10 protein-coding genes are annotated in these 23,134 nt (G+C 53.5%); 4 read left to right on the top strand and 6 right to left on the bottom strand.

Annotated elements, in window-relative coordinates:
• Window position 1 precedes the first annotated feature (1 nt).
• The 5 genes from PJI16_05540 to PJI16_05520 are packed head-to-tail and all read right to left on the bottom strand — an operon-like array spanning window position 2 to window position 14,107.
• The gene (locus PJI16_05540; protein ID MDT3777021.1) at window positions 2-1,399 is read right to left on the bottom strand and encodes a diaminobutyrate--2-oxoglutarate transaminase; all 1,398 of its coding nucleotides are present in this window, start codon (window positions 1,397-1,399) and stop codon (window positions 2-4) included.
• Window positions 1,396-3,138 carry a cyclic peptide export ABC transporter gene (locus PJI16_05535; GenBank protein ID MDT3777020.1) on the bottom strand — a complete coding sequence of 581 codons (1,743 nt, stop codon included), beginning with the start codon at window positions 3,136-3,138 and terminating at the stop codon, window positions 1,396-1,398. Before PJI16_05535 ends, PJI16_05540 begins: the two co-directional genes overlap by 4 nt.
• A gap of 40 nt (window positions 3,139-3,178) precedes the next feature.
• A complete protein-coding gene (locus PJI16_05530) occupies window positions 3,179-7,729 on the bottom strand; it encodes an SDR family NAD(P)-dependent oxidoreductase (GenBank protein ID MDT3777019.1) in 4,551 nt (1,516 codons plus the stop codon).
• Window positions 7,726-8,382 carry a phosphopantetheine-binding protein gene (locus tag PJI16_05525; GenBank protein ID MDT3777018.1) on the bottom strand — a complete coding sequence of 219 codons (657 nt, stop codon included), beginning with the start codon at window positions 8,380-8,382 and terminating at the stop codon, window positions 7,726-7,728. The genes PJI16_05530 and PJI16_05525 overlap by 4 nt, the downstream gene beginning before the upstream one ends.
• 1 nt (window position 8,383) lies before the next feature.
• Window positions 8,384-14,107: an amino acid adenylation domain-containing protein gene (locus tag PJI16_05520; GenBank protein ID MDT3777017.1), complete on the bottom strand. Its 5,724-nt coding sequence runs from the start codon at window positions 14,105-14,107 to the stop codon at window positions 8,384-8,386.
• Between the two features lie 2,218 nt (window positions 14,108-16,325).
• Here PJI16_05520 and PJI16_05515 point away from each other — a divergent pair.
• Window positions 16,326-17,606, top strand: coding sequence for a PepSY-associated TM helix domain-containing protein (locus tag PJI16_05515; protein MDT3777016.1), 1,281 nt, complete (start codon window positions 16,326-16,328; stop codon window positions 17,604-17,606).
• Window positions 17,607-18,250: 644 nt separating this feature from the next.
• Here PJI16_05515 and PJI16_05510 read toward each other — a convergent pair.
• A complete protein-coding gene (locus PJI16_05510; GenBank protein ID MDT3777015.1) occupies window positions 18,251-18,610 on the bottom strand; it encodes a transcriptional repressor in 360 nt (119 codons plus the stop codon).
• A gap of 227 nt (window positions 18,611-18,837) precedes the next feature.
• Here PJI16_05510 and PJI16_05505 point away from each other — a divergent pair, with 227 nt between their 5' ends.
• The 3 genes from PJI16_05505 to PJI16_05495 all read left to right on the top strand — a co-directional run bounded on the left by PJI16_05505 (window position 18,838) and on the right by PJI16_05495 (window position 23,116).
• Window positions 18,838-19,356 carry an RNA polymerase sigma factor gene (locus PJI16_05505; GenBank protein ID MDT3777014.1) on the top strand — a complete coding sequence of 173 codons (519 nt, stop codon included), beginning with the start codon at window positions 18,838-18,840 and terminating at the stop codon, window positions 19,354-19,356.
• An 81-nt stretch (window positions 19,357-19,437) separates the two neighbouring features.
• Window positions 19,438-20,433, top strand: a complete 996-nt coding sequence (locus PJI16_05500; GenBank protein ID MDT3777013.1) for a FecR family protein — start codon at window positions 19,438-19,440, stop codon at window positions 20,431-20,433.
• Window positions 20,434-20,527: 94 nt separating this feature from the next.
• Window positions 20,528-23,116, top strand: coding sequence for a TonB-dependent siderophore receptor (locus tag PJI16_05495; GenBank protein MDT3777012.1), 2,589 nt, complete (start codon window positions 20,528-20,530; stop codon window positions 23,114-23,116).
• The last annotated feature ends 18 nt before the right edge of the window (window positions 23,117-23,134 follow it).

Below are 23,134 nucleotides of genomic sequence, written 5' to 3'. Positions count from 1 at the left end.
ATTAATCCCGCTCCGCCGCCGAGACGGCCTCTGAGAAAATTGTCGAGATCGTATCGATCTGTTCCGTTGTGACGATCAAGGGAGGAAGAAACCGCACAACACTGTTATTCCGCCCGCCCAGTTCCAGTATCAGTCCTCGCCGCAAGGCTTCGTTCTGGATCTTGCTCGCGATAGCCGGCGCAGCAGCGAACCCCCCGGACTTATCCGAGGACTTGTTGGTGTCGACAACTTCCACACCCACCATCAAACCTCGACCCCGCACATCGCCGAGACTCCGTGAGTCACCCTGTATTCGTTTCAAGCTGCTCATCAGCCGTTCGCCCATTCTGGCGGCATGCAATGCCACCTGCTCGCGGCAAATAAAATCAATCGTGGCCTCCCCGGTCGCCATCGCCATTTGATTACCCCTGAAGGTGCCTGCATGCGCCCCTGCCGTCCATCGATCCAATTCAGGCCGATAGACCACCACGCTCAACGGCAATCCGCCGCCGATCGCTTTGGACAAGACAACGACGTCCGGCACAATGCCCGCCTGTTCGAACGCAAACAGGGTCCCCGTTCGACCGAGGCCTGTTTGAACTTCGTCGACAATTAAGGGAATGTTGCGCTCTCGAGTAATACGGCGGATTTCCTGAAGCCAGCTCAGCGACGCCGGAATAACTCCGCCCTCCCCCTGGACTACCTCCAGGATCATCCCGGCCGGCTCCACGATACCGCTGTTGGGATCGTCAAGGAGCCGCTCAATATACGCACTGGAGAGACGATGCCCCTCTTCGCCTCCCACACCGAACGGGCAACGATAGGCATAGGGATAGGGTAGAAAATGGACATCAGCCATGAGCCCGCTGATGGCTCTTTTCGGGCCCAGATCGCCTGTCAGTCCCAGCGTGCCATGCGTCATCCCATGATAGGCCCCTTGAAATGCCAGGATCGTCCGTCGGTCACGCGCGATCTTCACCAGTTTGATCGACGCCTCGACCGCATCGGCCCCGGATGGTCCACAGAATTGAATTTTCGCACCATCGGCAAATTCCTTCGGCAAACACTCAAACACTTTCTCCACAAAGCGGTCTTTGACCGGCGTGGTCAAATCCAGCGTCTGAAACGGAAGTTCGTCCCGCAGCATCCGGCTGATCGCCTCGACAACGACAGGATGATTGTGGCCAAGAGCCAATGCCCCGGCACAGGCCAGACAATCAATATAGGTCCGCCCCTCGTGATCTTGAACATAGATGCCCTTCCCCTTCTTGAGCGCCAGTGGCAGCCGGCGCGGGTAACTGCGTGCACTCGACTCTCTCAGCGCTTGCCGCTCCAGATAGGGATTGGCGCCCAGATGTTCTATCCGGGCAGTTTGACCGGTCGCAATGGATTCCCATATTTCATCGACATGAACCGTCATACTTGATCCTCCTTGAATAAAGAACCCGCCCGTACTGGGTTCCCGGCCACTCCGGACCCCGTGGATTGAGACAATGCAAAATCCTGCTCGCTGCAAATCGTGGATTGTGCGGCGACATCCACGATCATTCCGTAATCCATTCGAATGCACCGATCGGCCAACGGAAAATATTGGTCGTCATGCGTAATGACGAAAACCGTCTTGCCCCGTGCCTTCAGATCCGGAAGAAGCTCCGTGTAAAACACTTTTCGAAACAGCGGGTCCTGATCGGCTGCCCATTCATCGAACACGTAAAACGGCCGGTCTTCAACATAGGCCGTCAACAGCGCCAGTCGTTTCCGTTGTCCTTGAGAAAGCGCCTGGGTCGAGAAGGCGCCTTGCTCGATTTGTACCTTGGACCGGAGTTGCAATCGTTCCAAATACATAAGAGCCTCCGCATCCAGATCGTCTCTCTGGAGACCCAGCAGGGAATCAAATAAACAGAAATCCGAGAATACCGTTGAAAACAATTGTCGATAGGCTTCACGATTGGCGTCCTCGATCGGGACACCGTCGAGGCAAACCGTTCCAGACTCAGGTGTGTAGAGACCCAACAGTAACATCGCCAGCGTGGTCTTACCGCTTCCGTTTCCGCCGATGAGAAACGTCACTTCACCGGGAGAAAAACTTAAATTGATCGGACCCACAGTAAAACTGGAATCCTCTCCCTCGCGATAATACCGATGCGTGACGTTTGATAATTCCAGACACCGCCAGCCACTGGGATCGAGTTCAATCGCTGGGCCGGAAACGGCTTCACCAGTAAGATTCGTGGCAGAGGCAGCCAACGACAGGCCCAGCGCCTCAATTTTCTTCAGAGCGATATTCGCGCGACCGACACCCGGCAACAATTCTATAATCTGCGCAAACGGACCCATCATGTACAACAGGACCAGAGTGACGCCGACCACAGTCTCAATAGGCAGGTCACGCCATGACGGCCAGAGGAAGAGGATGACGCCGATGACGGCATAGAAGAGAAACGTTCCCCAACTGGACGCGATGGAATACACCGTCATGCCCCCGACAAAGTCCCGCTGATACTCCCTCACAGTTCGCTGAAGCAATGTTTCGAGAAACGCCTCCCGCCGCGGCCGATGCAACTTGAGTTCTTTGATCCCGGCCATGATGGAACGGAAATGTCCGAACAGGGCATCGTTGGTCTCTCGTGCTTGTTTGAAATATTGCAATGCGCGCTGTTCCTGCAGATTGAACGTCATGCTCCCGAGTGCCATAAATGCCAGAACGAGAATCAGCAGTGGCCAGGATAGCCATCCCAAGTATGCAAGACAGCCGATCGTCGTCGCGAGATTGACGCAGATAAGCGGCAACTGGACATAGGCCTGCGCGATAACGTCCGTGTCGTCGCTCAAGGCAGCGAGCAACCGATGTGAACCCAGTTCCTCAAACTGACGGAGCGGGGCATGCAGAATGCGTCGACTCAGCTGCATTCGTAACTCTGAAATGGTGCGTTGGCCCAACCTGGTCAGCAGAATTTCCGACAGGGCTTTGGTCACGGCGACCAGTACCGCGAGGGCCAGAAAACTCCAGGCAAGCATGGACGACCAATCGGTCCCGTTCATTCCCCTATGGATGACCGCAATAATTCCGGCTCCGGCAAGCCCGCTCACCACACCGGCCAGAATGGAACCCAGCAGCAATTGCCAGGAACTGCGTATCAAAAATCTGATCAAGTTCATCTGAATTCGTTCCTTCGCGGCTGCCACACCGCAGTCGATCTCATACCGAAGCCCCCCGCAATCGTCGGGCTTGACGAGGAATGGGAACAATTTTCGGCTCTTGCTGTGCTCCGGTGGCTCGCGCCGCGCGAATTTGCTTGACCAATCCCGAAACCGTCGGTGCATCAAAGAATTCGCGGAGCGACAGCTCGATACCAAAAAGCTCTTGAACACGATTCAACAGCTGAAGGGCGCTCAAGGATTCGCCCCCCACCCGGAAAAAATCATCCTCAAGCCCCACACGTCCGGTGCCCAGAATCTGTTGCCACAAGTCTGCCACCTCTTGTTCCAAGGACTCCGTGGCGCCTCCGATGACAGACGGAGTCGTTGCCTGCCTCATCTGTGATGGCGTCAACGAAATCCGCGTAACGGAAGCGACCACTGTCGGCAGATCACGGATGGACACGGCAACCTGCGGGAGGTTCGGCCCGCAAAGAATTCGGTGGACCACGTCCTGACCTTCCTGCGGAGTCATGCCATCCAAATCCTCTTCAGGGACCTGCAAGGTCTTGAGCCACTCTTCCGCTGCAACCGACATACCGACCTGTTTCCATCGATCGAAATTCACAGAGATGACGCGTGTTCCTTTTTTCGTGCTGGCATGTGCCATGGCATCCAGAAAGGCGTTGGCCGCGCAATAGGCCGCCTGGCCCACCCCTCCAACCACAGCCGTCAGGGACGAACAGAACATCACAAAATCAAGTTGCCTATCGCGAAACGCCTCTTCCAGCACCAAGGCTCCGGAAACCTTTGGACGAAATTCATTCCATACGGATTCCGGGTTTTTCAGCTCCAGAAGTCCGCCGCCGGCGATTCCCGCTGCATGAAACACCCCATGAATTCGGCCGAACTGTCGAAGGGCTTCATCAATCACTCCCTGCATTTGCACAGGATCAGCGACATCGGCCTGAAGAACCAGAACGCGATCGCCCGATTGCGCCAGGCCGGCCACACGCTCACGCTGCTCAGGAGTCGGGAGGGTCCGACTCGTCAAAATCACCCGCGCATGCACCGTACGAATGAGATACTCGGCAAGGCAGAGTCCCACCCCGCCCAAACCGCCCGTAATGAGATACACCCCTTCCTCCCACAGCAGAGAAGTATCTGTATCGCTTTCTGCAAGGATGAGTGGCTCAAACGTCTGTACCCATCGATGTCCACCTCGGTAGGCCACGACCGTCTCAGCATCAAGATTGGAGACTTCCTCGATGAGCCGTTCACAAATTTCATCGAAAAATGGCGTCTCCGTAGCAACTTGTTCCAGGTCGATCACACCGCATGTCACGCCCGGATACTCTTGTGGAATGACACGACAGGCTCCCAGCACGGTGGCCTGTTCAGGACGTAATGATTCCTGGCCCGTGACATCATGCAACCCTTGAGAAAGGACGAGGATCGAGAGTCGAGCCGTGCGCCGGCATCCGAAAATTTGCGCAAGAATGAGCAAATGGAGAAATCCTCTTTCTTGTGTCACCTGGAGTCGCCCGGTAGCAGTTGTTTCTTGCAATTCATCCCCGATGGTCCAGGCATGCAGGAGACAGGATGGAAGGTGATTCCGGCTGGTCAATTCTCGAAGCAACAACTCATGATCCTCACGGGAATCTGGTCTTACTCGATAGGTCCCATCGACACACCGTTTAAATCCCCTGCCGGCCAACACGGTGACCACCGACCGGCCCTGTCGTTCCAGCTCTCTGACAGGTCCCGCGCCGCTCGACCGTTCATCGAGAAAAACCAGCCACGTTTCGTCCGGACGTTGTTTACCCTTCGCCACGAGTACTGACCGTTTCCACGAGGGTTGATAAAACCATTTCGAGAGATCGGCCTGCCTTTTACCGGACGCAGGAACCTGGACAGGTTCACTCCGACCAGGTTCCACCCAGTAACGCTGCCGCTCAAAAGGATAGGTCGGCAGAACAACTCGTCGTGGCCGATGCCCGCTCTGCAGACCGCTCCAATGCACTCGAACCCCAGCCCCCCAAAGAGAACCAAGCGTCGCCAGGATGACAGGCATTTCGTCCTGACCGGCCGCCTTTTGATCGAGGCCATCAAGTGAGGCCAGCACAAATGAGCCAACCGGAACGGGATGCCTCCTGGCCAGATTTTGCAACGTGCGACCGGGACCGATCTCCAAAAATACCGGCGCCGGTTCTTCCAACAATGTTCGAACCCCATCGGAGAAGCGCACCGTTGAGCGCAAATGACGGGACCAGTAAGCGGGATCCAACGCTTCTTCGGATCGAATCCAAGTACCACTCACATTCGATACCCAGGGAGCTTGGGGGGCTTGCATTTCTATTCCGGCAAGAAAGGATTCAAAGCGCTTCAGAATCGGATCCATCATGGATGAATGAAACGCATGCGAGGTCTTGAGGCGCCGACCTCGAATGCTCTGAGCTGCCAACGTACGGTCCAATGCATCGATCCGGTCATCAGCTCCGGAGACCACACACTGTCCAGGAGCATTGACTGCAGCGAGATCCAGATTGCCGCCCAGATACGGTGTTAACTCCAGCTCGGTGAGCGGAACGGCCAGCATGCTTCCGGGTGGAAGCTCCTGCATCAATCTCCCGCGCATCGCGACGATCGCCAACGCGTCTTCAACTGAAAATACCCCGGATAGGCAGGCCGCGACATATTCCCCGATGCTGTGCCCGATCATGGCATGTGGGTGAATTCCCCATGCCTTCCAGAGTTGCGCAAGGGCATACTCGAACACGAACAGTGCCGGCTGGGTCAGGCTGGTCTGATGAATCAGATCCTTTTCTGCACCAGAGGCAGGAAACAGTACTGTCCGAATGTCCCGATCGAGCCGCCGATTTAACATCGACGCGCACCGATCCACATGCTCGCGGAACAGAGACTGTTGCTGATAAAGAGAATGCCCCATATGTGGATACTGGGAACCCTGTCCGGAAAACATGAAGGCAACCCGATGTTCTCCTTCCACAGGGCCGGCGGTTCCTCCCCTAACTATGGGGCGACCCAACAGCCGCACGGCTTCCTCAGTATTCCTGGCCATCAGCCAACGACGATACGGAAAGGCTTTCCGACCTGATTGAAGAGTATGGGCCACGTCGGCAAGGCAGAGGTCCGGATGTGCATGGAGATGCGTCGCAAGACGAGTTGTCGTTTCGTTCAAGGCCGCTTCCGACCGGGCCGACAACAGAAGTAACTGACAACGGCCTTCCTCACCCACTTCAGATGCGCTCTGAGGTGACGGTGCCTCCTCCAGAACCACATGCGCATTCGTGCCTCCAAGCCCGAACGAACTGACGGCCGCGCGGCGCGGTGACTCGCCACGCCCCCACTCCGACAAGGTCCTGTTCACATAAAACGGTGTAGCGGAAAAATCGATGGCGGGATTGGGGCGAACGTAATGCAAGCTTGCGGGAATCTGCCTATGGGAGAGGGCCAGTACCGTCTTGATCAAACCGGCGATGCCGGCCGCAGCATCCAAATGGCCGATATTGGTTTTGACTGAACCGAGGGCACAGAATCCGGTACGAACCGTCGAAGCTCGAAAGGCCTGGGTCAGCGCCTCTACTTCGATCGGGTCCCCCATTGGGGTCCCTGTTCCATGAGCCTCGACATACGAGATGGAGTCAGCCGTCACGCCGGATGCCAGGTGCGCCGCTCTAATCACTTTAGCCTGGCCCTCGATACGAGGGGCTGTGTAACCGACTTTGGCGGCCCCATCGTTATTAATCGCCGAACCCTTGATCACCGCAAAAATATGATCGCCATCCGCTTCCGCCTCCTGCAACCGCTTGAGCAACACCAGGCCCACGCCACTCCCGCCGACAGTGCCTTCGGCATCAGCATCGAAGGTCCGGCAATGACCATCCGGAGAGACGATGCCGCCCTCCTGATAGAGATAGCCCACTTTCTGCGGGACACTGATAGAGACACCGCCTGCCAGGGCCATATCACATTCACCACTCAGCAGGGCTTGGCAGGCAAGATGAACCGCAACCAGGGACGTCGAACAGGCCGTTTGCACCGCTAAACTGGGCCCTTCCAGATTCAATTTGTAGGACACACGCGTCGAGAGTGAATCCTTTTCCACGCCGAGCATCGCCGCCATGTCAGCGGCCGACTGTAAGAGTATCCGGCGAGGGAATAAATTAAAGAGATAACCGCTGGTGCTCGATCCTGCGTAAACGCCGATCAATCCTTGATATTGCTCCGGGTCATATCCACCGCGTTCCAGTGTTTCCCATGCACATTCAAGGAACAGTCGCTGCTGAGGGTCCATGATCTCGGCTTCTTTAGGTGTCATATTGAAAAATTTGGCATCGAAGAGATCGACCTCATCTAATACCGCGCGAGCCCGGACATAGTTCGTCCGATCCAAAACCTTTGCCTCCACTCCAGACTCCAGTAGCTCTTCACGACTCAGCGTGGAGACAGACTCGACGCCACCATGAAGATTGCGCCAAAACTCATCAAGATTGTTCGCACCTGGAAATCGGCCGGCCATCCCGACGATGGCTACTTCCAAGCCCTCAGCGACTGGGTCCTCATTGGATAGCTCCACGGCGTCCGTCATTCGCCCCTCACCGCTTCTTGTCTCTGTCGTCGTTGCTGCTTCATCCGCCTCACTCCCGCTTCTCGCTTATCACGAACCTGTTGCGTTGCCCCTGCTTCCACAATTGGCGCCCCATCCGCCGAGACAAATGCGGCCAATGCCTGTACCGTCGGATAACGAAACAGATCGACCATCGCCACCTGGCGCTTGGTCAAGGCTCGTATCTGAGTGAGGACCTTCGGCAACAGAAGGGAGTGCCCGCCCAGATCAAAAAAATTGTCGTGCAGTCCGACGGCGTGCAGACCCAGCGCTTCTTTCCAAATCGCTGCGATATTTCGCTCGCAGTCGTTTCGAGGCGCGCCCTGCTGATGAGACACCGCATCCGGTGCCGACCGAGCCATATCCTGTAACGCCTTGCGATCTACCTTTCCGCGGGATGTCAGAGGGAAAGCGTCGAGAACAATCCAGGTTCTTGGCACCATATAATCCGGGAGACGTTCTGCCAAAAATCCGCGGAGATCCTGAACAGTCGTCGCATCTTGGACACAAGGCACGACATACCCCACCAGTCGAGATTCCCCTTCCCGTTCGTACCGCATGCCCCCCAATCTGAAGCGAAGAAGTTTTCGCTGCGGTTCGGTCAGGCGATTGATCCGTTGAACAGCATCCTCCATATCACTTCACCGCCTTGACGACAGCCATCGAATCTGCCCACCAATAATGACAATCCTCCGGCGGAAGCAGCGATCGGACGATGCTGAGGGTGAATGAACTAAAATGCTGGAAGAGGAATCGTTGATGCCGTCGGCTGAAGGAATCAATCTCGTTCGTGTAATAGGTAAATACGCCACCCGGCCGCAATAATTTTGCAGCCGAAGGTATAAAGGCTTCGGCAAAGTTGATGCTATTGATCACCGTCTCTTCAAACTCTGCTTCACTCGCCGGATAGGTATCAAAAAATACGGCGTCAAAGTCAGACAATGTCCCAACGACTTCCTGCCACTGTCCTTGAACGAGACGAATATCCCGACCCGGGTATCGCCCGGTCCAGTCCGAAAACACATTCATCACATCACGGTTGCACTCAATGATGGTGTGCGAACGAGGTTGACCGGCCTGAATGTACGTCGCTGAAATACCCATTCCGAATCCGACCTCAAGCACATCGCCACGGGATTCCGTGGCAATGTCGGCCATCGCCTTCATCAAGGGCGCTTCCCAATCCTGCATGACTTGTTGCCCTTCGATGATCAGTTCAGAAGGCGTATATTCGGCCCGACTTCCCGTCCAGCTCTGATCGATGCTGACCCGGTCTGACCCGGAAACAAACCGCTTAGAAATTGCGTCGAGGGCGACGAGATCATCAGAAAATTCGTCAAGGGCCCGGCGCATAAGCCAGTTGCGCTGATTTTCACGCGGTGGCGTTAAGAACTCTCCGTTATTGATTTTCAGGAACACATCAAACTCCGGCTTTCGTTGAATCACAGTCTTCCTCCGTTCCTCAGCATTCGATTCCACGTCATACACCCACTGCGCTTCCACTGCAGTCAAACACTCAACTTCCTGCAGCCTCCGGTCTTGTTCGATCTCACTGAGGCCGCCGATGAGTGCCGGCCATCCGGGAACCCCACCGGATTCCAAAAACACTCTGACCTCCTTTACCTGGGGACATTGGCGCGCATGGAACTCAATGTCAGGAAGCTCGATCCGGAATCCTCGGATCTTTACCTGTTCATCCCGTCGTCCCAGAAATTCCACCTGCCCGTCCGGCCGCCGACGGACACGATCACCGGTTCGGTACAACCGTTCCCCTGCCCCACGGCTGTATGGATGCGGAATGAATTTTTCAGCAGTGAGGGCCGGCATCTGGTGGTATCCACGAGCCAGCCCCAGTCCTCCGATGTACAGATCGCCCGGCACACCGAGCGGAACGGGCTGCATATTCGAGTCAAGAACATACAACTCGACATTCGCAATTGGTTGTCCGATCGGTACGTTGGGCATGGTTGTCCAATCCACCTCCGGTCCTGGCACATAACTGCTGGCGGTGACCGTGGTTTCCGTGGGGCCATACGAGTTGCACCAGACAACACGATCTCCAACGACGCGTCGCCAGCGGACCAGAGAGGCAGGCAAGGCCTTTTCGCTCCCCACGATGACCAGTCTGATCAACGGTGGAACCGGCAGGCTGATTCGCTCCATCTCTTCGACCCACCCCGCCCAATAGGGCGTCGGAAGATTCAGGACAGTCAGGCCCTGCTCGCAAAGAAATGTGTGGAAATCGGTACAGGCAGGAACCGGCTCATTGGGGCGCAACACCACCGTTGCCCCCGCAATCCATGTCGGGAAACATTCTTCGGCAGCCACATCAAAGCTGACGGATGCAAACTGAAGGACACGATCCGTCGAAGCAAGACCGTATTGCCTCACCATCGCGGTCGCGTGATTTACCAGTGCTCGATGGGAAATGCCGGTTCCCTTTGGCCGGCCGGTAGTCCCGGAGGTATAGAGAATGTAAGCCAGATTGTCGGGGCTCGTGAGATTCGGCAAATTGGTGTCCGGAAACCCGGCCACCACGGGCCAATCACTATCGAGTGCAAAGACCGGTACCGCTTGATCCGGCAGCTCTCCGGAAAATTTCCCTTGCGTTAAGAGCAGCCGGGGGTGGACATCTTTGAGAATGATCGACTGCCGCTCTTTGGGATAGGTCGGATCCATGGGCACATAGGCCGCGCCGGCCTTGAGGATGCCCAGGAGACCAACCACCATTTCGAGAGACCGATCCACGCACAGGGCCACGGGAATCTCCGGACCGATTCCTTGAGCCCGTAAATACCGGGCGAGTTGATTCGCTCTGCTGTTTATGAAGTCATAGGCATACGAACGCCCCTCGCACAGCAGCGCCACGGCATCCGGACTTTCAGCGACCCGAGCCTCAAGCAATTGATGTAGACAAGACTCATCAGGATAAGGCGTTGTCGTCTCATTGCAGTTTACGAGGACATACGCGCGCTCGTTCGCCGTCACCATTGGCCAATCATCCACGCGGGACTCCGGACATGCGACGACTTGAGCCAACAAGGCCTGAAAATGTTCGGCCATACGAACGATTGTCCGGCTCGTAAACAGATCCGTACTGTATTCGAATACTCCCCCCAGATTCCCGTTGGCCTTTTCTGCCATCTCCAACGTCAGGTCGAACACGGATGTTTGTGTATTCACACTCATCCTGCACGCTTCCAGGCCTCCCAACGCACGGACATCCGATGGACGATCCGCCAGGACGAACATCACCTGAAAGATCGGCGTATGACCTAAGTCTCTACCCACCTTCAACTCATCGACCAATCGCTCGAATGGAATCTCCTGGTTCGCCTGGGCGCCAAGAACCGTCGCTCGAACCTGATCGAGGAAATCAGGAAATGGTGGATTGCCGGAAAGATCGGCACGCAAGGCGACCGAATTGACGAAACAACCAATCAGGGATTCGCACTCAATCCGGTTACGGTTAGCAACCGGCGTTCCGACACAGAGATCTGATTGACCGCTATAGCGCGACAAGAGAATATTAAAGGTCGCCAGCAACGTCATGAACAACGTGGTCCGATATCGATACCCAACCGCCTGCAACTGCTGGACAAGTGACCCATCCAATGTCCACTCATAGCGTGCCCCTCGATACCCCTGTACTTCCGGTCGGGGAAAATCAAACGGCAGATTCAGGGTGTGGGGAGCATGGTCCAGGCGCTGTTGCCAATAGGTCACCTGCCGTTGAAATATTTGTTCTCGAACACTTTCTCTCTGCTGAATGACCGTATGGAGATACTGGACCGGAAGAGCCGGCAACGGGGAGCCCCCCCCCTGCAGAAATGCCTGGTACAACGCTGCCAGTTCACGGCTGAAAATACCCATCGACCAACCGTCCGCGACAATATGATGAATAGTCAGCGAAAGAACATGGTCGGCTTCGCTAACCCGGAATAATCGAAAGCGAAGAAGTGGATCCTTAATCAAATCAAAAGGTCGACGAGCCTCATCTCCGAGCAGGCTTTGAAGCTGCTCTTCACGACTCGACTCGGAAACCCGCTGCAAGTCCTCTATCAACAATGGAAGCTCAAGACGAGGTGCAATGATCTGAGCCGGTTGGCCATTGCGTAGAACGAAGGTGGCACGGAGAATCTCATGACGAGAAACAATTTCGTCGAGCGATCGACGGAGGACCTCGATATCGAGCGAACCCTTCAGCCGCAGTGCGATGGGAATATTGTTAAACGGAGTACCGGGTGATAACTGCTCAAGAAACCAGAACCGTTCCTGAGCAAACGACAGGGGCGACGCTCCCTCTCGTGACGTATGGTGAATGGACGTCCCCGAAGTCGATTCGACAGAGGGCGTGAGGGTCCCGATGTGGGCGGCAAATTCCGCCGCGGTCGGATAATCGAAAAGCGCATCCAACGGCACATCGACTCGACAGATTTCCTGTAGACGAGCCAACATCTGCATTCCGCGCAATGAATCCCCCCCCATGGCAAAAAAATTGTCCTGGAGGTGAATTCTCGGCTGCTGCAACACCTTCGACCAAATCCCGATGACGGTTGCTTCTAGCTCATTCCCTTGCCCCCGGTCTGCTTGCTCTCCCCGTTCGTATTCGGTTTCAAAAGGAGATGTCGGCAGGGCGGACTGCCCGATCACATTGAATCCCTGAGCGAGAAACTTCAGACGACACAGGTTTCGCTGAACTTTTCCACTGGACGTTTTGGGGAGTGTCCCTGCCTTGATGAGCACCACTGCCGCAACTTGTACTTCATGATGTTCGGTGATGGCCTGACGAATTGCGGCTATCACCATCTGGGCATTGAATGAGGCAGGACGGGAGTCCACTTCATGGACGACCACCAGGGACTCTTCTTCTTGGAGCGTAATCGAGAACGCCGCGCCGCCTTCCGGTCGAAGGCTCTCATGACTCTGTTGTGCCGTCAGTTCGACATCGTGGGGATAATAGTTGCGACCACGGATTATGATGAGATCTTTCAACCGCCCCGTGATGAACAGTTCACCTTCCTTCACAAACCCAAGATCACCTGTTCGAAGGAACGGTCCTTCGCTGGTATCCGAGGTATAACCTCCGAATGTCCGTGACGTGTCTTCCGGTCGATTCCAATAACCCCTTGCGATGCTAGGCCCTTTCACCCACACTTCTCCGACGCGGCCAACCAGACAAATTCGTAACGACTCGGGGTCTACAATGCGAATCTCTTGTTCGAAACGTGAATATCCACACCCCACCAATTGTTGCATCTCGGCATCGGATTCCGTCCGATCAAGGATGCGGTGCTCCTGCAATTCGTTTTTGTTAATCCTTCGAAGTACCGGAGGCTTTGTCCTCTCACCCCCGGAAACAAACAAGGTCGCCTCTGCCAACCCGTAACACGGATACAGCGCCTCCCGACGGAACCCCGACCCACTGAAGGCGTCCGTGAATCGATCCAGCGTGCTAGGGTGAATCGGTTCAGCCCCATTAAACGCGACCGTCCAACAACTGAGATCCAACGACGCGCGCTGCTCCGGAGTCGTTTGGCGCACGCACAGGTCATAAGCAAAATTCGGCCCCCCGCTGGTCGTCGCACGATATCGCGAAATCGCGGACAGCCACCGTAACGGCTTCTGCAGAAAGTGAAGAGGAGACATGAGCACGCACGGCGCACCGAGATACAGAGGTTGCAACACGTTCCCGATCAATCCCATATCGTGATAGAGGGGGAGCCATCCGAGCACGACCGTTTGCTCCGTATGTCCAAATGCCTGCTTGATTACCCGCTCGTTGTCCAACAGATTACCGTGACTGACCATGACGCCCTTCGGTAAGCCTGTCGACCCTGATGTGTATTGAAGAAATGCGAGTGTCCGACCGTTAATGTCAGGCATGCACCAAACTGTTTCGGTGTCCGGTGTGAGCACATCAGTGCTCAACCATTGCAGATTCTTTAAATTATCCAACCCGGAATCCTGATTGCAGAATCGCTCGACACTTGCGTGAACTTGTGTCGTTGTTAGCGCTAATTTAGGTTGTGCATCTGTCAGGATAGCTTGCAGGCGTGGCAACGTACGCTTACGTTGCGGAGGATAGGCCGGTACCGCAATCACACCTGCATATAAGCAGGCGAAGAAGGCGATGATAAAATCAAGTCCCGGTGGATACAGTAAAAGCGCGCGTTCACCGGTGACACCTAAACTTTTCAATCGTGTAGCAATAGCCTGCGCTCGCCGGTCAAGCTCCTCATAAGTCACGTGGACGGCGTCCGTTTCACCGTCCACTAAAAAAATATAGGCTTGTTGCTGCGGGATCCGGCTCGCCCACATTCGTAAAAGATCGACGATTGTCTCGTGCTCAACATTCATGAAGGGGAATTCACTTTCTTTCTACTCAAAGGTTAATCCCTGCTCCGCGCTGCCTGACCAATAAAGCTAAGACGGATACGACACGATTACCCGTACGCTTGCCATCTTGTCCCGATGAATAAATTAAAAATTCATTTTTTTCTTTTTACTCAAAACCCAAACTCTGCCCCACGCTATCTGGCCGATAGAGCTAAGACGTATACGACACGATTACCCGTACTCCTGCAATTTTGTTCCTTTAAATAAATCGTTTAGGTAAAAAATTAAGGCACATTCAACTGGAACAATGATGTGAATACTCCATGTTTAAATTGCCCATGAAACGGGAATTCATGCAAAACAGCATTTGAGAGTGGCCCGCCAATTTTGTCTCGCCGGCGCTCCTCGTAACCATAAAAAAAACCCACAGTCGCCGGGCGGCGAGCGTGGGCTCTGGACTTGCAGCACTTTGGCCTCTTGCCGTATGTGATTGAATGCACAAAAAACGATACCGATATTAATTATCAATATCAATACATTTATCGATCCCTACCTGTCAAGTACTGCCTGACGGTTGCACGTACCATGAAAAATTTTTCCGCCCGCTTTTCACGCAAGAAGTTCTACACGGCAAGGACTATCTCTCAGTCTACACAGAACTTCGGCCAAATAATCGGGGGTTACCTTCACATCTTTTCCGCATCCAGCCTCTCAAGAAATTCAACTACAGCAGGATTGTTTGTTCATCAACGATCAAGCATTAAGGGTCCAGAAACAAACCGACTCCTGACACTTGGAATCAAACCACTATCGAAGTAGGGGATAAAGGGATCCTCGCCCCGACACCTCAATGTCCTGAAAAGCTAATCCATATCATCTGTCCGCCTTCAGAAAAGGCGATCACGTTTGGCTTTTGCTCATTTGTTTTTTGTCGATAGGATCCGCTCAGAATCTGTATGGGCAGGTACCGCCACATTGAACTGAGATAACCATAGATCGAGCCATGCGTCAGGGGATGTGGGGTTGGGTGATTGAACAGGGGAAAATAGCATTTGGACTCCGATGTTTTTTGTAAATAGTCCACCGTCTCGTTGCAGCACTCTCTTTGAATTCCTCTATAGGTTTGACCCTTTTTTCTCACCTTCGTGTGCGGCCAAATGTACCCTAGCCTGCCTTACTTCAAAAAATTTCATGGTGATCACTCGGGCAGGTTTCATGGAAATGAACCCGTCATGCTTGATAAACGCCCTGGTAAGACCACACCCATAATTAATGTATCTGGCATTTAGATCTTCTGGCTTTTCCAAAGGACAACGATGAGAAAATTTCCATTAATTGAATAGTCGACGCACATTCCCTCTGGTTCCTAAGAACTGATGGAAGAGTGGGGACAGAAGCCAACACAATTGCTCTCGGACGCGGTCCGAAGAGACTCTGAAAGTTCTGTGGGACCCTCAAGGGCTTCCGATTGCATTCATCTCTTTTGGTTGCAACTCTGTTGTAGATATCGCGCAATTCGCCTTGAATGATATGGGCATGAGATTCGACCTGAGCTCAAGTCCAAACAAGGCGCTCTTAGGGGTTACTCGGTTGGGCTAAGGCGCTTGGAATTCGGACGGTATTTCTCTGCTGCCACGACCGGCAATATTTTTATGAAAAACGGAAATGGAAGGTTCCGGATTGCACAGTCTATTGGAATCGAAAATTCCCGATTATGCAAAGAGCCTTCTGCGTATGAGACGCTGACATCGGAAGGCACGGCGTGAAGCCTTTCTCTGGGTGACGTGATAGGATCCTGCTCCACCCTCGATTTCCCAAACCGGAACCGCGCGGTTGAGGCGCCCAACTGCCGGCAGGCAAGCGAGCCATCATATATCCGCTCCATCGACTACCGAAAAATCTATGCCCTATATTTGCCAGAATTCGAGTAGGGTTTCTTCAATTTTATGTATCCGAATGACCAACCTTGGCATCCGTGGAGGTATTCATCCTCTCCCTTGACCTTGGATAGAATTGTTTAATTTTCTGATTGCACCGGCTGTCCTTCCCCGATTTAAAAAAGCTGAATTCTGTTTGAAGATGGATTGAATATTTCTGCTGAGGTGGGAAGTCAGGTTTTTTTTATATCATTCGTCTAACTCTTTATGAAGCACTCTTTTTTTACTGTTTTATAACGATTTATTATGACCCCGCTCATCGGGGTGTGCAGGAAGTCTGATTTTTTACTGGGAAGGAAATAATGCATTACCTCTTTATTCTCCTTCACCGATGGGTGGGACTGGTAATCGCCGGATTTTTAATTATATCCGGATTGACAGGGGCGGTGATCTCTTGGGATCACGAACTTGACGACCTGCTAAACCCCCACCTGACCCATGTGGACAGCCGCGGGACATATCTCTCTTCACTTGATCTGGCCCAAGCGATCGAAACCCGTGACCCACGGGCAAAAGTGACCTTTGTGCCGCTTGCCCCAGAAGCGGGCGAGGCACTTGCTTTCGGTGTCGGCCCTCGCGTGAATCCTGCCACGGATAGATTGTATGAACTCGGCTATAATCAAGTTTTTATCGATCCCGTAACAGGAAATGAGTTAGGCCGTCGGGAATGGGGCGCGGTCTGGCCTGTGACACAGGAAAACTTAGTCTCCTTCCTCTACAAGCTGCACTTTTCGCTTCACATACCAGAGATGTGGGGCATTGACCATTGGGGGGAGTGGCTATTGGGAGGGATCGCCATTCTCTGGACGGCGGACTGCTTTGTCGGCTTCTACCTGACACTGCCGCGGCGCGCATTGACCTCAGGTTCCTCAACCGTATCTGATCGACCAACGGTACAGAGCTGGCGAACTCGCTGGGCGCCGGCATGGAAGATCAAGACTTCGGGAACGATCAAGCGCATCAATTTTGATATCCACCGTGCTTTTGGGCTCTGGGCATGGGGTCTTCTGTTTATGCTTGCGTTCACGGCGTTCTCTCTCAACCTCTATCGTGAAGTCTTCTATCCGGTCATGTCCGTCATGACTGAGGTCACCCCAAGTCCCTTCGACTTGCGAACAGAAACCGACTTGCACGAGCCTATTTCACCCAAAATGGGCTTTGCCCCAATTATTGAACATGCGGTTGAGATTGCGTCGAAACGGAACTGGCCTGAGCCGGTCGGCGAGGTGTTCTATGCGGAACATTTCGGTGTCTATGGAGTCGGTTTCTATCATCCTGGCGACGATCACGGGGCTGCGGGCGTTGGCCCCCCCGTGCTCTATTTCGATGCCGGTGACGGGCGGTATCTGGGGGATCGGCAGCCGTGGAAAGGTACCGCAGCGGACATCTTCGTGCAAGCCCAGTTTCCTCTGCATTCCGGGCGCATCCTGGGTCTGCCCGGTCGTATCCTGGTATCAATCATGGGGTTAGGGACAGCAATCCTCTCCATAACCGGAGTGATTATCTGGTGGCGGAAACGGGCTGTACAAATCCAAAAGGCACACAAGGAAAGCGAAGGGCATGCACCTATTCCAGCAGGATAATTAAAAAATTAACCAAAAGTCCTGAAGGGAAACCCAGATTAGGTTTCATACATAGACCATCTCGAAAGGTTTCGTAGAATGGAAATGCGGTTATGGTGGAGGTTCTTTCACTGTGAGTCATAAAGGTAGCCCTGGGATTTGTATATCAAGAAAATGCCATTCTACACACCTCCTCCTCCGCTTCACCCATCTACCCGAATCGTCCCTTTGATTGGACCAGTTGTTGCGTTATAGAAATCGCGTATTCACGTGCCTACGGGTGCGGGTCAATCAATCCTTTCTTAACACCTTGCCAAAAAAGGCTGACCCGATGGAAAGACCAAGTAGTGAAAGGTATAGGTTAAAACCTTTCCTCACACCTAAGTGATCTGGCACATCGCTCTCCGGCTATCGTGTCCTAACCCCATTGAGCTTTTGTTGGGTAATGGTGACCGGGATGCCTTGTCATGGGTTTCATTCAGCCTGACAATTTGCCTGATCTTTTTGTACAACCTACCGATTAATTTCCAGCGGAATTTTCGTACGGTTTCTAATCCATTTCACCCGTCTGCTTTCAGGCAAGTAACATAGATCACCTCAATATTTTTCTCCGGTATTCACGTGGAAAATACCAGATACTTCAAGAACCGTGATCCGGGTCTCGGTCAAACCAGCCGGCAAGAGATTCGATTGTTCTGTTGCTGAGTCTGATTCAAAACATGTTCATAGAGAGTTTGGGAATAGAAGCGTCGAGTCTTGGCAAATCCCAATTTACACAATAGGTTCAAGGTCCGATACACAGTCCCCAAGGAAATTCTGTGTCCTTCTTCGAAAAGTACCCCATATAAAGCTGGAGCCGTGACGTGTTTTTGCCTCGCAAATGCGGCAAGAATTACATCCCGCTGTTTGCTGGGTTTCAACCGGTGCCGTGTTAGACAAGCATGCCATTTGGGAATCGGGGGAAGAGAAACACATTCTTCGAAGTCAACCTGGTAGGCATCAAGGGCAGTTTTCGCATTCACCATTATCAACACTCCTGAAAAAGTACACAGTGGCCTGAGGAAATTCCCTTGATCATTAAGACGAATCAGTCGAGTGATCCCTCACCACAAATGCTCAGGATGCATGTACACCTCGGGTGTGCAGACAGTAATACTCAGGTAAACCCACCAAGTATGGGCAGGAACAACCGAAAAAAGATTGTTGTCAGTGAAAATGAGAATTGGTATCATGATTTTTTTTAGGCCGCATCATGACTCTTACCTCTGAACAAATTGAAGATCTGTTTCATCAATATCGGGACGAACTGACCCGTCGTCTCGTGACCATGGTCAACTCTCGGGATACCGCAGCGGATCTCATGCAAGAAACCTATGCGAAACTCTTGGGTCTGGTGAACACCCAAGCCGTGGAGCACCCCCGCGCCCTGTTGCATAGAATTGCCACTAATCTGGCAATCGACTATCTCCGAAAACAAAAACGCCCCTTTCATGCAGTCGATTCCCTGGATGTCGCCATGGAGGTGCCCTGCGGATCGCCCTGCCAGGAGCGCATCCTGCTCGGCAAGGAGCGGTTTCAGTTATCCCTTCGGGCAATCGACAAACTTCCTCCACGAACCCGGGAAGCGTTTCTCCTCTATCGTGTCTACGGCTATTCTTACCGTGAAATCGCCACACGCATGGGCATCTCGGATAGCGGGGTGGAGAAGCTGCTCATGCGCGCCTTGGATCAGTTCTGTACCCTGTTTGATCCTCTTGATGCCGATGAGTGAGGGGATTGGCCCACAAATTCGTCACTAGATATACTAGCCCTTTCTTTCAACGCCGGGCATATCGAGGATCGAGGGCAGTCTATGGCACCAACAGACAAACAGTTCGAAAACCCGTCTTACCATGAGGACGAGACCACGTTAAGACAAGAAGCGATTGCCTGGGTCGTGCGACTACATAACAGTCGGGTTTCCCCGGAAGACCAACAGGCTTTCGAAGCCTGGAAGGCCAAAAGCACCATACATTTACAGGCTTTTCAGAAAGTATCGGCCATCTGGGGGGACCCGGATCTTCACGCAGCCGCCACTCAACGCGCGCAGGAACCAGCATCCTTCCTTCCTCAACCATCCGCGACTCCTCGCCGTTGGCTGCAGCATGCGGGGGCGATTGCGGCCTGTGCCATGCTATTCACAATGGCGATCGTCCACTATGATCCACTGACGTGGCTTCAGGCAGACTACCAGACAGCCATCGGGGAACAACGAACGATTGCGTTACCGGACGGATCCACAGTCATACTCAATACACAAACAGCCATTGCCACCTCATTTGATCAAAGCGCTCGACGAATCCGTTTGCTGAAAGGTGAAGCCTCGTTCAACGTCCAACCTGATTCACATCGTCCGTTCGTCGTCGAAAGTCAACAAACCGCTACCCGCGCAGTGGGAACGGAATTTATGGTTCGAACTCAGCAGGATCAGGAACTGGTGACGGTGCTTGAAGGGACGGTTGAAGTCAGTAGTCTGCATGATCAAAATTTGCCCGCGCTCGTATCCGCCGGATCCCGGGTCCAATTTGAACACGGTCGATTAGGTCGTCCTTTTTCCGTCGATCTCGCGACGGTATCGGCCTGGTTAAATGGACGGCTCATCGTCAATGGAGTCCCGCTGGAACAGGTAATTGACGAGGTACGCCGGTATTATCCAGGCACGATCCTGCTTTTGAATCAACCCATCCGCGACATGCAGGTCACAGGTACATACAATCTGGAAGATCCCTCCAAGAGCCTCTCCCTCCTTGCCAAGACCTTTCCAACTCACATGTTCAATCTTGCCAACCGGTTCGTCATCCTCTTTTAAAAAATCGTTTTCCTCACAATCTTTGGCAGAAGAAGTGAGGAAATTTTTGTGGGCTTCCGTCTAAACAGACATACGAACAACCAGGAGGCGCCGCATGCGATCAGACAATCAATCGATAGTTGAACCTTATCTGCGACAACACGCGAATCGGTCACATCCGAAGACAAGGCTTGGGAGAGTGCTTGTCGTGATCCTGCTCATAGTCATGCATATGTCACCCGCCTTGGTTCAAGCAGTCCTCGCCGAGACAGGGCCAACGCAGATAGTCAATTTCGACATTCCCTCTCAACCGGTCGGGTCGGCGTTGAATGCCTTTGCCGATGCGACCGGTTGGCAGATTAGTTTGCCGACGGAACTCGCCGCCGGGCTGACGTCGCCGGGAGTCATTGGCAGTTACACCCCGGAAGTGGCGTTGCAAACGTTGCTCTCAGGAACAGGATTGACCTATCAACTTGCAGATACCAACGCTGTCATCCTGGTTCAGCAATCATCAACGGGAGCTGTCCCCTCAGCCCTCCCATCGCAACGTCCGGTGGTCTCGAGGGAATCCCCACCTTCAAGCAGTAAGGCGACACCCAAAACGGTGAAGGTGCCTGAGATCGTGGTGAAAGAGGTGCGAGAGCGGGACGACGCAAAAACCTATGTGGCCGAAGAGTCCCATACGGCCACCCGAACGGATACGCCGATTCGTGATGTGCCGCAGTCGATCCAGGTCATCACCAGGAAGGTGATTGAAGAACAGCGAACCTACCGCCTGCAAAACACGCTGGAAAATATCTCAGGCATCAATGCGACGGAGTCCACAGCCTCCCTCTACGATTCACTCATCATTCGAGGATTCGCTGCCACCGACCGGTCCTATTATCGCAATGGCTTGCTCGACCCCTTCGCTCAGTTTATGGCGTCGGACACATATAATATCCGGCGAATCGAAGTACTGAAAGGGCCGGCATCGGTGCTGTACGGACAGGGAGATCCAGGCGGCATCATTAATCTCGTCACCAACAAGGCTTTACCGAATGCGGAGTATTCCGCCAGCACCACCTTGGGGAATTATAACTTTTATCGATCTGATCTCAACGCCACGGGTCCGCTCAATAAGAATAAGACGCTGCTCTACCGTCTGAATGTGGCGGGCCAAAAGGCGAATAGCTTCATTGATTATGCCAATCGCGATCTTGTGGCAGTCGCTCCAAGCCTGACCTGGCTTATAGGTTCACGGACCTCCTTCACGGTCGATTTCGATTACATGCGGCGTTGGACCAACGACCCCTACGGACTTCCGGCCCAGGGCACCTACCTCCCGAATCCTAACGGCCCCATATCTCGAAAGACCTCGACGACTCTCGGCAGCTTCAGCACGTTTAACCGTAGCTCCTACCGGGTTGGTTACGATCTCTCCCATCAGTTCAATGACAAATGGTCCGTTCGCAATGCGTACAGATATTCGATCGTGGAAGATGACAAAGACAACTTGTACGCCGGTTTTGATTCTTTGGACCCTGACCAACGAACCATCCAAAGATTTCAGGTGCTGCAGCCGGTGGTGGCCCGCCGGCATGCCCACTCGATGGTGACGAATGTGGTGGGACATCTGCAGTTCCTGAATATGGAGCATACCCTATTGACCGGCGTCGAACTCAGGCAGGAAAAAACCGATCAGTTCACCTTTGCCTTCGGGGAAGCGCCACCGTTGGATCTCTATAATCCCGACTATTCCCTGCGCCCTAACCCGTTTGACGGACCCAGGATCAGCAATGTGGGTGACACAAAAAGCGTCGGGGTCTATATGCAAGACCAGGTGACCATTCTCCCGAATTTAAAATTCCTGGGTGGCGTGCGATACGACTATGTCGACCAGTACCAAAAGTTTACCTTTGCGGGAGACTCCACAAAGGATTCCTTGGATAACGATGCCTGGAGTCCTCGGTTAGGGTTAGTGTATCAACCGATCGAACCAGTGTCCCTCTATACCTCCTGGACGAAAGGTTTTCAGCCAAGCTCAGCCTCGTCGGTTAATCCTGATGGTGAATCTTTCAAGCCGGAACGGTCCACCCAATATGAAGTGGGGATCAAAGCCTTCCTGTTGGATAATCGTATTTCCGCCACGCTCGCCTGGTTCCACCTGACTCGAAAAAATCTGCTGACCCCTGATTCTAATCCTGCGCAGGCAGCCCAAGGGTTCATGGTACAAACGGGCGAGCAACGCAGTCAGGGAGTTGAATTTGATGTCACTGCCCAACTGACGGCTGGCTGGAACGTGATCGCCGGCTATGCCTATACCGATGCCGAGGTGACAAAAGACAACGATCCGACATTAGAACATAAGCGTCTGGCCAATGTGCCGTACAATAAATTTACTCTTTGGTCCACGTACCATTTTCAGGAAGGGGTCCTCAAAGGATTCGGAGTTGGCGGCGGCATTTTCGCATACACCGATCGCAATGCCACAATTTTTGAAAATATGCCCACCATGCCCGGCTATGTCAGGGCCGACGCCGCCTTGTACTACAATCGTGAACTGCCACCGGGAAACTGGTTGGGAGCGAAGGGAGTGAATGCAGCGCTTAACTTCCGCAACCTGCTCGATCAGCGATACGTCGCCACGTCATATAACGGTTCATCAAGTTTCTTCTTCGGCGAGCCGCTTACAGTGCTGGGAACCTTGGGAATACGATTCTAGGAGTGCCAGACAAGGAGA

This window comes from Nitrospira sp. MA-1 (assembly GCA_032139905.1).
In the GTDB taxonomy this organism is placed as follows: Bacteria; Nitrospirota; Nitrospiria; order Nitrospirales; family UBA8639; genus Nitrospira_E.
This window is presented reverse-complemented; position numbering and strand designations above follow the sequence as displayed.

Excerpts from the sequence above, each read along its gene's own strand:
- PJI16_05540 (MDT3777021.1), bottom strand. The coding sequence starts at position 1,399 with ATGACGGTTCATGTCGATGAAATATGGGAATCCATTGCGACCGGTCAA.
- PJI16_05535 (MDT3777020.1), bottom strand. The coding sequence starts at position 3,138 with ATGAACTTGATCAGATTTTTGATACGCAGTTCCTGGCAATTGCTGCTG.
- PJI16_05530 (MDT3777019.1), bottom strand. The coding sequence starts at position 7,729 with ATGACGGACGCCGTGGAGCTATCCAATGAGGACCCAGTCGCTGAGGGC.
- PJI16_05525 (MDT3777018.1), bottom strand. The coding sequence starts at position 8,382 with ATGGAGGATGCTGTTCAACGGATCAATCGCCTGACCGAACCGCAGCGA.
- PJI16_05520 (MDT3777017.1), bottom strand. The coding sequence starts at position 14,107 with ATGAATGTTGAGCACGAGACAATCGTCGATCTTTTACGAATGTGGGCG.
- PJI16_05515 (MDT3777016.1), top strand. The coding sequence starts at position 16,326 with ATGCATTACCTCTTTATTCTCCTTCACCGATGGGTGGGACTGGTAATC.
- PJI16_05510 (MDT3777015.1), bottom strand. The coding sequence starts at position 18,610 with ATGGTGAATGCGAAAACTGCCCTTGATGCCTACCAGGTTGACTTCGAA.
- PJI16_05505 (MDT3777014.1), top strand. The coding sequence starts at position 18,838 with ATGACTCTTACCTCTGAACAAATTGAAGATCTGTTTCATCAATATCGG.
- PJI16_05500 (MDT3777013.1), top strand. The coding sequence starts at position 19,438 with ATGGCACCAACAGACAAACAGTTCGAAAACCCGTCTTACCATGAGGAC.
- PJI16_05495 (MDT3777012.1), top strand. The coding sequence starts at position 20,528 with ATGCGATCAGACAATCAATCGATAGTTGAACCTTATCTGCGACAACAC.